This window comes from Lacticaseibacillus paracasei subsp. paracasei (genome assembly GCF_000829035.1).
GTDB lineage: Bacteria > Bacillota > Bacilli > Lactobacillales > Lactobacillaceae > Lacticaseibacillus > Lacticaseibacillus paracasei.
Genome location: NZ_AP012541.1, coordinates 357058 through 369924, shown reverse-complemented (window position 1 = coordinate 369924; position 12867 = coordinate 357058). Strand labels below are relative to the sequence as shown.

Here is a 12867-nt window from a genome sequence, read left to right as displayed (position 1 = left end):
TTATTAAGCGCTTACATTTTCATGCGAATGAATTTTGTCGGCCAAAGCCTTCGCTGTTGCGACAGGATCGTCGGCATGATTCACCCCGCCGCCAACAATAATGATATCTGCGCCAAGGGCCTGATACTGGTCAACCGTGCTGACTTTAATGCCGCCTGCGACTGACAGCTGTGAGTGCTTACTCAGTTGTTTAACTTGCTTCAATGCATTCAAAGGTGTTTGCCCCACTGCTTGCTCATCAACGCCAACATGAACACTGATGCTATCAACCCCAACATCCTCAAGTTCCTTGATGCGGGTGTTCAAGTCAGGCACACAGATCGTATCAACAAAGACTTGCTTGCCATATTTCTTTGCCGCAGCAAGACAAGCTTTGATCGTCAAGATGTCCGTCACACCGAGAACTGTGCAGTAGTCCGCACCAGCTTTAAAGGTAAGCTCAGCTTCATACTCGCCTGCATCCATAATCTTGGTATCGGCCAGGATCTTTTTTTCCGGAAAATAACGCCGAAATTCGCGAACGGCGCGCATCCCTTCTTGGATGATAAACGGGGAGCCAATTTCAAAAATGTCGACATAGTCTCGAACTTTTTCGGCCAGAACCAACGCATCTACAAGCGAGATATCGTCTAATGCAAGTTGCAACTTCATAAGAATTCTCCTCCTCAAGGCTGATATTCCTTTTGACAAGTTCAGTATAGCCGGCTAATGTGTACCTTGCAATACAAAATGTTTAAATTGCCACATTTTATGTTTGATAATCAACAAATCGTGGCGTTGTTGCGTTGTATTTGCTACAATCGAAAGCGAGAAGGTGATTAGCCATGGCAAAATTAAGTGCCATTGACAGACAAAAACAGCTCGTTGATCTGATCTCACATCAAGGAACCATGAAGATCACCGAGTTAGCCACTTATTTCAACGTATCTCGCGAAACAATTCGGCGCGATCTGCAGGAACTCGACAATTCTGGTGCCGTCAAGAAATGGTACGGTGCAGTGATGCCCGTTCAGGATTTCAATATTCCGCCAGTTGAACAAAGAATGGCCAGTTTTCACGAACAAAAACTGGCCATCTGCAAAAAAGCGCTGTCCTATGTTTCCCAGCGCTCAACTATTTTTATTGATGCCGGCAGCACGGCGCTGACCTTTGCAAGTCTGTTAAAAGAAACGGCTGGCCATACGATCATCACAAACTCCATGCCTGTTGTGAATGAACTCGTGACCAGTCAAAATCATCTCATCAGTGTTGGCGGCTCGGTCGATCCTTTGACGTTTGCGACAATGGGCACACAAACACTCGGCTTCATCGAAAAAATCAGGATGGACATGGCATTCTTAGGCACATCCGGCTTCGCTGAGCACAATGGTCCAAGTTCAAACAGTCTTGACGATGTCGAAATTAAACACAAGATCATTCAAAACAGTCGCCTGAACTTCGTCTTAGCGGACAGTTCAAAAGCTAGTTCCTCATCACTTTCCCAGTATGCAAATTGGCATGATATTGATTACTTAATCACTGACAACAGCTTACCTGCCAAAATTAAAGATCAGCTGACGGCGCAAACAGAAGTTGTCACGGTCTGATTAGGTTAAGTTCAGCTAAAAAGGAGGTCGTTGATCTGTGCGATGTATTCTCTTTGACATGGATGGGACGCTGATTAACTCTGAAGCCAAATACTATGCCATCTGGGACCAGTTACTAGCCGATAATGGCTATCATCTTACGGTTGATTTTTATCGTCACATTCTTGGCATGCCCATGAGCGGTATTCAGCAAACTTTCACGGAACACTATGGGACAGGCTTTCCGTTTGATACACTCTTTTCGGCCTTTTTGAAACAGCGAACAGCGCTGGTTCAGCACGGCAATTTTGAACTCATCCCAGGTACTCGTGCCTTCCTTAAAGCTTGCGGCCACCACCAAATCAGTTGTGGCTTGGTCACTTCCTCTTATCGAAACGAAACCCAGGCGATTTTAGAAAAGCTCGATTTAGCTAGCTATTTTCAATTCGCCTTGTTCGGCGACGAGACGCAACATGGCAAGCCTGATCCCGAAATCTATCTGCAGGCCATCGCCAAATCCGGTTTTCCACCGGATGAAGTTGTCGCTTTTGAAGATTCTAAGAACGGCATTTTATCCGCTAAAAACGCAGGCTTAGCGGTTTATCGCATTGAAAATCCAATCCCGATAGATGCTGATATTCTCGACTTGGTCACGGTATCTTTTAGCAACTATGATGAAGCCCTTGAATTTTTTCACTTAAATCAAGAACAGTTGCAATAATCGGGTAACGGTAGCCCTTTCAATCAGGTTGCCGCTCCCACGCCGCCTAGCTGCTTCCTCTGTCAGGCGCAATCAAAAACGACGATCCGCAAAGGTCGTCGTTTTGGGCTTGCAAAATTTATTGGGTCTACACTTTCTGGTGTTGAGAAATAATCAACACTGAACGTGTAGGCCCTTTTTGGATAACGCAAAAAGACACCTACTCAGTGTCCATGCTATGCTTGTTAGCGTCGAAACCAAAAGCAAGCGAGGTTATGAGTAAATGTCCCAATACGATCCTACACTGTCCGTCCTTGGAATACCAGACCATAATATCAAAGTTGCCTTTGTTCGTCATGAATATCGCGGCAACGGGGTACGTCGCCGCCAGTATCATGTGATTGATGCCGAGCTGACTTACCGGTTAACCCGGTGCCCACTGTGTGGCTTTGAGGCCTTGCACCCTAACGGGTTTTATACGGCCCACGTGCGCGTCCTCAATGGGGTTGAAATGCCGACAGTCATTGACTTGCACAAGCAACGATGGCGCTGTCATAACTGTTACCACACAGTCAGTGCCAAGACGCCACTCGTGCAACCCAACCACACGATCGCCACTCACATGACAGAGCGAATCATGAAGTTAGCGCATGAACGGTTGCCAGTCAAAACCATCGCCCGTATTATCGGAATCTCAGCTTCCTCGGTTCAACGGATCATTGACCAAAATCTCAAACTCCGACCGGCTCGCCGGCTGCCCACGCGACTCTGCTTTGATGAGTTCCGTTCTACTCATGGCATGATGTCGTTTATCTGTCTTGATGCCGATTCACATCGTCTGATTGCCTTGCTTGGTGATCGATTCAACCGCACGATTAAAAACTTCTTCATCGCTCATTATTCACTCGCTGAACGCACTCGGGTCCAGACGGTCACCATGGACATGAATGCAGCTTATCAGACGATTATTCATGAGGTTTTCCCCAAGGCCCAAGTCGTCATTGATCGGTTCCATATCATTCAACTTGCGGCTCGTGCCCTTGATCAGGTACGCGTCCAAGCGCTCAAACAGCTTGATGACAAGCACAGCCGTCCTTATAAGATCATGAAGACAAACTGGCGGCTTTTTCATCAAACTGCGCCTGACGCTAAACACAAACAGTTCCTGTTTGGTTTGAATGAATACGTCACGCAACAGGAGGCCATCGATATCGCACTTGATACTGAGCCCAAGCTCAAGCAAACCTACGAGACCTACTTAGCGCTTCATGATGCCTTGATGGTGAAGAAACATCCCACGGAACTGGCAAACCTGTTAGCTACTTACGAGCCAAACGGTACGGCAATGGACATGACGATCGCGACGCTTAAGCGACACAAAGTCGCTGTTCTCGCCGCTGTCACCAGCCCTTATTCCAACGGTCCGATCGAAGGGGTTAACCGCCTCATCAAGTCACTCAAACGATCCTGTTTTGGCTTCAAGAATCAGCTGAACTTCTTCAAACGAATCTACCAAATCACGGCATAACATGACAAAGACGGCTCCCCAAATGGAGAACCGCCTCAAATGATAAATTTATTCTTCAACACCAGTTGACGTAGAGCCAATTTATTTTGGCTGCTTGTATTAACGTTTATCAAATTTCATAGAGAAAAATAATCCGCCAAAAGGTTATCAATATTAAAACGTATATGCACAGTAACTGAGCGTTTCTAAATAAAATTGAAAATCAAGATATAACACCCGTTGTCCTATGTAAGGTCGTCACGCTGCAGGCGACCCTGATAAACTGAAGCCAGCAGAGAAGGATAATGAGCGGTGGTGCCTGATTCGGAAAGTAGGTGGTGCCTATGGGACTAGTTCCTATAACCCACACTTTTAAAAGAAAGGTGTCATGTTTTGCTGGTGATCGCTATCATCACAACGATCACAGCCTGTGTAGGTTCATTGGTAGTGCTGATCATCGTGTTCACACGATTGATCAAAGCAACGACCATGCTGCTTCTAGCAGTTCACGAACTTATGCAGGCGCTCGAAGCATTTCGAGAAAAATAGGCAAACTAAAAGCCGCGCCAACCTTCACCGGAATGTCGCGACTTTTGGTTGCCTAATTCTGTGTGCCACCGTTTGTTTGATGGCTCTGCAAGGACATTTGTCCGGCCGTTGTGTTCGAGCACAACGGCTTTTGCTATCTTTAGTATAGCATGCTCTTCTGGAAAATGGCTAGTTGTATCTTTCAGTTTTTATCCTACCTAATGACGGATAAACCTCTGAATTGTCAGCAACGACCAAGCTGCTTCTAGCAGTTCACGAACTCATACAGGCGCTCGAAGCATTTCGAGAAAAGTAGGTAAACTAAAAGCCGCGCTTCCTTCACCAGGGTCTCGCGGCTTTTAGTTGCCTAATCCTATGTGCCACTGTTTATTAGCTGGCTCTGCAAGGGCATTTGCCCAGCCTTTGTGTTAGCGCACAACGACTTTTTGCTGTCTTTAGTATAGCATTCGCTTTTGCAAAATGGCCAGCTATGTCTCTTAGTTGATAGCGTCAACTTTTAGTGGGTTAACATGTGTGACTCTGCTAGACGATAAGATTTTAACCTGCATCACGTTTTCAGTTGATTGCCATTCATCTTTTCATTTGACACTGGGGTAGCCCCACGGATCTCCATGACCGCGCATTAATGCCCGTTGCCACATCCTTCCTTGGCCGCGTTTTAGCGCTACGAACGCTCCGTTTACTGCCGAAGCATATTTTTCTTGGTCAGCTTTGAACAGTACACTAATACGATCATCAACTCGAATTTTCCGCTTGGTCTTTTGAATTTTTTGATTTACCATGTTTAATTTCTCAAGCACATGACCATTTTGCATCACAAAGACCCGAGTTTGCGATAAGCTATCAGTTCCAGCCTGAGACCAACCCATTGGGCGCGAACTGAAGCGTTCAGAAAGCACGTGACTGATGTGGCCTTCGGCCGAACACCCGTGAAAAGACGAGTCTGTATTCGCCTTAATTGATGACCAATTTGAGCGAATGCGTGTGCGCGCTTGCTGAATAGTCTTTCGTTCCGTCATGCGCAACTGTGGGTCGCTCAGCCGTACTTGAAAGTAATCTTCAAGGTATTTCCGCTCTCCTTGCAAACACCCTTGCATTAATATGAGACCGATATTACCTGGAATTCCGACTGCCGCTTGTTGACAGGTCTTCTTTAAATGAAACTTGTCATAAACCAAGGTACAGTTCGGCAAGAAATCTGCCCCAGCCTTAATCCAGTTAGCCCCATCACCTGCGAGAAAGAACTGGTTTGGTTCACCTTGATATTTAGCGTCAATTAAATCTTTAACTGTCCGCCAAAGCTCTTCTGTCCCTATTGGTCCTGGATACTCTCCTGTCACATAAACTGGTTCTTTAATACTAAACCTACCAGGACAACGTTGATCATAGCCCTCGTGAACATAGACCATTTTGAGAAAGTGGCTTGTGCCATCTTGATGAGCAACGTGATCTTCATCAGCTTCAACGAAAAGTACCATTGGTGCCTGGCGTTTTTCGTGATTTAATTGATCGAGAGCGGTAATGAGTTTTCCTTTTTCATGCACAACGTGCATGACGGTGCTTGAGCTTTGTCTAGCAGGACCGCCGTGTTGCGCTGAGCGATGATAAGACATGTGAGTCGCGTTTTCTAATAACTTGGCCTTGAGGTCGAGACTGAGCCGACTACTTTTTTCAAGGCCGATCTGCTCATCAAGCAAAAAGATGCGTTCATTGGTACGAACATCTTCATAGTACCGACGGCGAAAAGATACAGTGCCAATGCTGGTATCGACATGGCGTTCACGCATATCTTTGATTTTAAAAAACTGCTTCCGGTAGGAAGAATCCGCCAAAACCTGATCTTGTTGTTCCAGCATGACACCAAGTAATTGACAAAGAGTCTTTCCAAAACTTTTTTGAGTTTCGATGACTAGATTGGCAAAGTCTAACTTTCCTGTCAGTAAATCAAAGGCAGAGTTTCCAAATGATGTCATCATTTCTGTGATGATTTGTTGTAAGATAGAGTTCAAGAGTGATTCCTCCTAATTGCTAGCTGGTTGATTTGTCATTAACATTCTAGCATGAGTAGGGATCGCTCCCTTTTTGTTTCTGATAATTTACCCACTTAAACTTTACGCTAAGCTCTTAGTTTATCCTGTCAGTGCCAGATAAATCCTTGAGTTTTTAGATCTACAAGCGATCTGACCGTATCAGATAATCACTTGATTATTTTAGACTCGCTTCACCCGCCTCTTTAACCATAAAATACCTCCTACGCAAATTGCTAAGATCATTTGTCCAAGAACAATCGCTAACTCATTGACGTGATTCCCAGCTTGTGGCAATGTCTCGGTTTTCTTTTTGGTCATTGTTGTCTTTGCGTTTTGATGTATGTCGTCTCCGCCTTTGCCAGTAATCGAAGCAGGGGGATTCTCGCGATCGTTAGAAATGCTGGATCCGGTATTGTCTTCAATGTTTGTCTCTTTTTCTGTTAAAACCGTCACTGTGGCTTCTTTGCTGATCTTGTTACCAGCAACATCCGTATAAGTGTACGTAACGGTATAAGTTCCCGGCGTCTTTGAATCTACTGTTCCATTGATCATTAAATCGGAAACAGTCAAAGCATTGCCATCTGCGTCTGTTGCGCTAACTAAATTATTGGCCGCGTTCCAAGCGGCTGATGGACCTGCAACCATTGTTGTATCTTTAGTCACAATATCAGCCTTGGACGCGATGACTGTCACTGTGGCTTCCTTACTAATTTTGTTGCCTGCTGCATCGGTGTAACTATACGTTACCGTATAAGTTCCCGGCGTCTTTGAATCTACTGATCCGGTGACGGTTAAATTAGAAAGGGCCAGAGCATTGCCCTTTGCATCTGTAGCGATAACTAAATTATCGACCGCGTTCCATGTTGCTGATGGACCCGCGACCATTGTCGTATCTTTGGTCACAATATCAGCCTTGGACGCGATGACTGTCACGGTGGCTTCCTTACTAATTTTGTTGCCTGCTGCATCGGTGTAACGATACGTTACCGTATAAGTTCCCGGCGTCTTTGAATCTACTGTTCCATTGATCATTAAATCGGAAACAGTCAAAGCATTGCCATCTGCGCCTGTAGCCTCAACAAGGTTATCGACCGCGTTCCATGTTGCTGATGGACCCGCGACCATTGTTGTATCTTTAGTCACAATATCAGCCTTGGACGCGATGACTGTCACGGTGGCTTCCTTACTAATTTTGTTGCCTGCTGCATCGGTGTAACGATACGTTACCGTATAAGTTCCCGGCGTCTTTGAATCTACTGTTCCATTGATCATTAAATCGGAAACAGTCAAAGCATTGCCATCTGCGTTCTTAGCCTCCACAAAATTATCAGCCGCGTTCCAAATAGTCGATGCTCCTGCGACCATTGTTGTATCTTTAGTCACAATATCAGCCTTGGACGCGATGACTGTCACGGTGGCTTCCTTACTAATTTTGTTGCCTGTCGCATCGGTGTAACTATACGTTACCGTATAGGTTCCCGGTGTCTTTGGATCTACTGCACCGGTGACAGTTAAATCAGACACAGCCAAAGCATTGCCGTCTGCGTCTGTAGCGCCTACTAAATTATCGGCCGCGTTCCAAGCGGCTGAAGGGCCTGCTACTAACGTTGTATCCTTGGTTACAACAGACGCTTGAGACGCACGATAGGTATAAGTAATCGTTTGATTCTGGGTCGTATACAACTGGTTGCTATTAATATGGTCAGTATTTTCTTTTACAAAAACATAGCCCGGAATCGTTACTGACTCAGAAGTGTAGCTTTGTCCTACACGACCGGTCTGAATTTTATCACTGGCTATAGTGTTTCCATTTTCATCTACAAATTTTTCAGTTAGTCGACCAGTACTGTTCCAAATTGAAGTAATTGGATTGATAGTTAAGTCGCTGATCTTTGTCGTGCCATCATTCGAGTACACATAGACGCCTGTTGTGGCTTGGTCCCCAATATTTTCTGGCCGCATAAAGAAATTTTGGGTAATTGACTTTTCCCCATCATTCGCAAAGGCTTCGATACTTGTTTCGTCAACATAAACCGTAATTGTAATTGATCCATCCGCATTCACTGTTGCGTTCATTTTGTCTCGGGGTGCTCCCATGTTGGGTTCACCGGTATTGAGTCTCTGAACGTACAATAATCCCGTAGTTAAATCATACCCAACGATCATGTCATATTTTTGATCATCAGATACTCGCAACTTAAAGCCAACTGATTTCGGTTTGTCAGCTTCGTCCCAAGAAAAAGTTGCACTTATCTTATATTGTTTGCCTTCGTACTGGACTTGCTCATCGGAACGCGAAACCGTAAAGTTACTTTCAGCCTTGTTAATAACATTGGCCTCTTCGTTATTAGCAATTTCTTTGACCACAGTATTCGTCAGCAAGTACCCGTCCGTTGTATCAGCATTCTTTTTGAGGCTCAGCTCACGAGGAAGGGTCATATTGCCAGACCAAGGTGAAGTTTTGGCCTCGTCCACATAACTCCAATTCGACTGCCAAGCCAACATAACCGTTCGACCATCAGGCATGTTGGAGAAAGGAATACCCGCATAAAAATCCTCTCCTGAATCCATCGTCATTGGATTTTGCAACGTTTTTGAACCTCAATTTTCAAGTCAAGTGCAACGATGATAACGAATTCTTGATAGTGGTCTAGGCTGTTACGCCATGCATCGGTAGTAATCGCATGGGCGAAGATAGTTCAGAATACGTCTGGGACGATGGTTCAGTGCGGATTGGACTGCTTGAATTTCAACCAGGGTAATTGCTCTGAGAGACTTCCCTTTCGGGAAGAATTCCCTAAGCAGTCCATTGGCGTTCTCGTTTGTGCCACGCTCCCAAGGCGAGTACGGATGTGCGAAGTAAATCTGGGTTCCAACAATCTCTGATAACTTGGCAAACTCGGAACCATTGTCAAAAGTGATACTCTCAAATTCCTTGGCCCCGTAGTCGTCGATCGTGTCCTGCAAGGCTTTAAGGCAGGTGCCCGCATGATAGTCAGGAATCTTGACGATGATCTCAGTCCGGCTGTACCGTTCTGTGAGCGTCATTAATGCTGGCTCATCAGCTAAGCGAATACCTTTGACCAAGTCGCCTTCCCAATGTCCCACGCCTGTGCGGTCATTCACGGCCGCAGGACGCAACTCGATTGAGTCGCCGTATATCTTCTTATTCTTGCGCTTGTGGGCGTTCTTATAGCCTTTGATGCGGCGTCGGAGCTTCTTGGGAAGTGTCATGTTGTCTAGCTCAAGCAGCCCGGCGTCGATGTAGCGATAGACAGTTGTCGTTGAAGGGCAAGCCTTGCCCTGGTCGCGATAGAAGTGTACGAAGCTATCAACGCTGTGTACGCGCGGCTTACGAGTAAGCTCCCTGGCGAGAGCCTTGAAGAACGCACGGCCGGTCTTAAGAAAGGCGTAGTGACCGGTTCTATCGCGTTTACGGTCGTGCATGGCTTGGGCAGTTTCCGCAAGATAGACTTGATGCGAGTGACGCTTCGAGTCGAGCTGAGTTACAGATCCACGCGTGATTTCTCGTGAGATTGTCGCTTTACTGCGATGAAGCTTCTGTGCAATCACGGTCGCGGTGTCACCAGCAGCCTGAAGGGCCTGAATTGTAGCACGGTCGCTAAAACTGAGTTGTTGGTAATGCTTGTGGGTGTTAGTCTGAGAGTGGGTCATGAAGATTCCTGCTTTCTTGTTTAGCTAGCACTAACAAGAATAGGTCTTCATGGCCTTTATGGTCTAGTCGTCAGGGTGTTGCACTTGAATTGTAAACTGGGGGCAACGTTTTTGAACTCTCAGGTACCCAAGTTCCGTCGGCTGTCATATTACCAACATAATATTGCATCCCAGATCCTGTGGCATGTGCGCCTTGTTGGACACTGATGCAAAAGACCCACTTTGTTTCATTTGTTCCAGCTACCTTCATCGGTACCAGTGATGGGCATTCCCATACGCCATTACCAACATCATTTTCACGTTCAATCTTAGAAGCATATGTCCAGTCCAACAGATTGCTAGATTTATAAATGAGGGCTTGCTGACCAGACACAACTGTCAAATAGTATTGTTTGTTAACCGCATCGTAGACCACGCTTGGATCGCGGAAGTTGGCGGCATCTCCTCCTTGGTTCATACTGGTTGGAATGATTGCCTGGGGATTAGCTGCATTACCATCCTTCGAATATTGAATAAACGTTTTGCCACCATCGAGGCTGTAAGCCAAATGTTGCTCCTGAATTTCTGTTAAACCAATCCACGTCCCCCATCCGTCTTCAGCCCTAGATTGCAATAATAAAGTTACCACCTAGAAAGAGGCTTGCTCACTGCTTGAACTGGGGTTTGCCAACGGAGACATTTTCTAGGTTTGTTATTGATAAGCGCTGTGGCTTGTTGAATATCGGTCTCTGAAACCTGATCAAACTGTGTTCCCTTCGGGAAATAGTAGCGAAGTTCTCGATTGAACCGTTCATTTGTGCCCCGTTCATTCGGGTGATAGGCGTGGCAAAAGTAAACCGGTATCCGATAGCGCTTTGTAAGCGCCTGATCGCAGGAAAACTCTTTACCGTGATCAACCGTCACTGATCGAACCGGACCCGGAAAGTCCACCATCAGTCTTGCAAATCCCTTGAGAACAGCATTTTGTGATAAGTTTTCAAGCTTAGTTGTCGCCATTAAACGTGTCACCCGATCGACAATGGTCAAAACAGCAGCCTTTGACCCGCGACCACCGCGAACTGTATCCATCTCTAAATGTCCTTTTTCGGTTCGCCGATTAGCTGACTCACTGCGAATCTCAATTGAGGTGCCTACTGCTTGGTTATAGCGCGACCGAAGGTCTTGTCTTCTTTTATGACGTTTACCGTGATCAAAGAGTTGGCTTGGCTGAAAATCGACTTGTCTTTGATAAATCCAGTGGTAAATCGTGTGTGGCGCACAGTGAACGGCATAACCGACCATTTCAGGGGACCAACCTAGGTTTAGCTTCTCAGTTACCATCCGCTTCAACTTAGGCGTTAAAATCGAGTGCCGACCACAACGATGCCGACAAGTATCGGCATGATCCTGAGCTATAATGGCGCAGTAATCACCTTCAGGGCAACGGTGAAGCTCATGCCTAATAGAAATACGAGAGCGGCCTAAGGTCGCGGCGATGTATTGAATCGTGTGGTGTTGCATCAGTTCTATCTGAGATCGTTCAATTAAGGTTATAATGGCCATGGGACCTGTCCTTCTCTCTAGATGGTATGTTATGCAAACACCATTTTAGCAAGAACGGACAGGTCTTTTTTCACATTTTCTGGGTGGTAACTTTAATTATGCAATCTAGGCAGCACCATCATTTTTTCTAGTCGCGATCTGATAATCGGCAGTGTAGAAAGCCAGAATGGCGTCTTTTCCTAAGCCACTGACATTGTTAGTGTCAACAACAATCGAGCCACTGAAAATAGCCTTTTTGCCGTCAGCGTCACCCCAATTTGTTGTTGGTACACCAACATATCTAACTTCGCCTTTATCTTTTAGCGAACCAGTTGTGTTGGTATACGTAAAGTCTTCCCACCCCTGATTCTGTAGCATTGGAATGGCAACGTCCTCTTGTGTCCAATTAATTAAGTCCTTGCTGACGGCGTGGCCCCAAGACATATTGCCCCACTGATTACCTTCCGGATTGTACTGATAATACAGATTGTAAAGCCCCGTCTTGCTATCATAATAAAGACCATTAGGATCATTGATCCAATTCTGGCTACTTGAGTAGTGATACTGGTTTCGGTATGGTTCATTATACTGATCGTTTTGACTGACGTCAGAGGTGACTGCATTGGTTGCAATTGTTGCGGACGATGCTGGTTGGTCAGTTTGAGATTGTCCCACACTACTTTGTACTTGTTCATTACTTGTCGGCAACGTGGTTTTCGAAGTGGGGAGCGCTTTGTCTGAATCACTCGTTGTTACAGATTTTGTCAAATCATTGTCAGCAGTATCGCTTTTGGAAGTCTCTTTTTTATCAACAGTTGGTTGACTGATTGTACTACCAATTGATGACTTGCTGTCGCTCGAACTCGGCAAATCAGCCACACTTGATGATGATGCAGTTGCCGTACTATTGACTGAAGACTGAGCCGTCTCACCTGTCGTTTCATTATTAGGCTGACTACCAGTGTTTGTTTGACTAATTTGGGTAGACGAAGCACTTGTCGCAGCGCTTACATTTTGCCCGTCATTAAAAAATGAAACGATAAGACATGTTGATAAGCAGGCAAATACCCATACACTCTTGCTTTTATACATCTTGTAATGTTTCTTTTCATCCATTTCCAACTTTATTCATCCTCCTATTTGTTTGACGCATTTCATATACATGAAATCTTCTGGTTGCCGCTGTCCATTTACCACATTTTGCTAAGTAGCCTTACGACAAAAAAAGTCGATGAGAACTGAATCTCACCGACTTCTCAGTCCTGCCATAGTTGCACTTATCACTGATAAATGAAGTATCTACAATTAAAGTCACCTACA

General features: G+C 45.5%; 7 protein-coding genes and 3 pseudogenes. 3 read left to right on the top strand and 7 right to left on the bottom strand.

Annotated features, from left to right (window positions below):
* Positions 1 to 3: 3 nt before the first annotated feature.
* Complete coding sequence (gene hxlA / locus LBPC_RS01790) at positions 4 to 651, bottom strand: 3-hexulose-6-phosphate synthase (RefSeq protein WP_003563340.1); 648 nt, start codon at positions 649 to 651, stop codon at positions 4 to 6.
* Positions 652 to 824: 173 nt separating this feature from the next.
* Here hxlA and LBPC_RS01785 point away from each other — a divergent pair, with 173 nt between their 5' ends.
* The 3 genes from LBPC_RS01785 (at position 825) to LBPC_RS01775 (ending at position 3793) form a co-directional block, all read left to right on the top strand.
* Entirely contained in the window at positions 825 to 1586 is a 762-nt protein-coding gene (locus tag LBPC_RS01785; protein WP_003604345.1) for a DeoR/GlpR family DNA-binding transcription regulator, read from the top strand.
* A 37-nt stretch (positions 1587 to 1623) separates the two neighbouring features.
* Entirely contained in the window at positions 1624 to 2286 is a 663-nt protein-coding gene (locus LBPC_RS01780) for an HAD family hydrolase (protein ID WP_003661539.1), read from the top strand.
* 262 nt (positions 2287 to 2548) lie between these two features.
* Positions 2549 to 3793 carry an ISL3 family transposase gene (locus LBPC_RS01775; protein WP_003577841.1) on the top strand — a complete coding sequence of 415 codons (1245 nt, stop codon included), beginning with the start codon at positions 2549 to 2551 and terminating at the stop codon, positions 3791 to 3793.
* Between the two features lie 1106 nt (positions 3794 to 4899).
* On the opposite strand, the gene LBPC_RS01770 is transcribed toward LBPC_RS01775, so the two are convergent.
* From LBPC_RS01770 to LBPC_RS01745, 6 genes and pseudogenes are all read right to left on the bottom strand, one after another.
* Positions 4900 to 6330, bottom strand: coding sequence for an ISLre2 family transposase (locus LBPC_RS01770; protein WP_041091367.1), 1431 nt, complete (start codon positions 6328 to 6330; stop codon positions 4900 to 4902).
* Between the two features lie 201 nt (positions 6331 to 6531).
* Positions 6532 to 8949, bottom strand: a pseudogene (locus LBPC_RS01765) (bacterial Ig-like domain-containing protein); the annotation flags it as partial.
* 60 nt (positions 8950 to 9009) lie between these two features.
* A complete protein-coding gene (locus LBPC_RS01760) occupies positions 9010 to 10026 on the bottom strand; it encodes an IS30 family transposase (RefSeq protein WP_003596308.1) in 1017 nt (338 codons plus the stop codon).
* A gap of 103 nt (positions 10027 to 10129) precedes the next feature.
* Positions 10130 to 10627 (bottom strand): annotated as a pseudogene (locus LBPC_RS01755) (glycoside hydrolase family protein); the annotation flags it as partial.
* Positions 10628 to 10647: 20 nt separating this feature from the next.
* Positions 10648 to 11568 (bottom strand): IS30 family transposase, encoded by a 921-nt coding sequence (locus LBPC_RS01750; protein WP_003574021.1) that lies wholly within the window; start codon positions 11566 to 11568, stop codon positions 10648 to 10650.
* Positions 11569 to 11679: 111 nt separating this feature from the next.
* Positions 11680 to 12669, bottom strand: a pseudogene (locus LBPC_RS01745) (KxYKxGKxW signal peptide domain-containing protein); the annotation flags it as partial.
* Positions 12670 to 12867 lie beyond the last annotated feature (198 nt).

Coding starts and splice junctions, on each gene's coding strand:
- LBPC_RS01785 (WP_003604345.1), top strand. CDS start 825: ATGGCAAAATTAAGTGCCATTGACAGACAAAAACAGCTCGTTGATCTG.
- LBPC_RS01775 (WP_003577841.1), top strand. CDS start 2,549: ATGTCCCAATACGATCCTACACTGTCCGTCCTTGGAATACCAGACCAT.
- LBPC_RS01760 (WP_003596308.1), bottom strand. CDS start 10,026: ATGACCCACTCTCAGACTAACACCCACAAGCATTACCAACAACTCAGT.
- hxlA (WP_003563340.1), bottom strand. CDS start 651: ATGAAGTTGCAACTTGCATTAGACGATATCTCGCTTGTAGATGCGTTG.
- LBPC_RS01750 (WP_003574021.1), bottom strand. CDS start 11,568: ATGGCCATTATAACCTTAATTGAACGATCTCAGATAGAACTGATGCAA.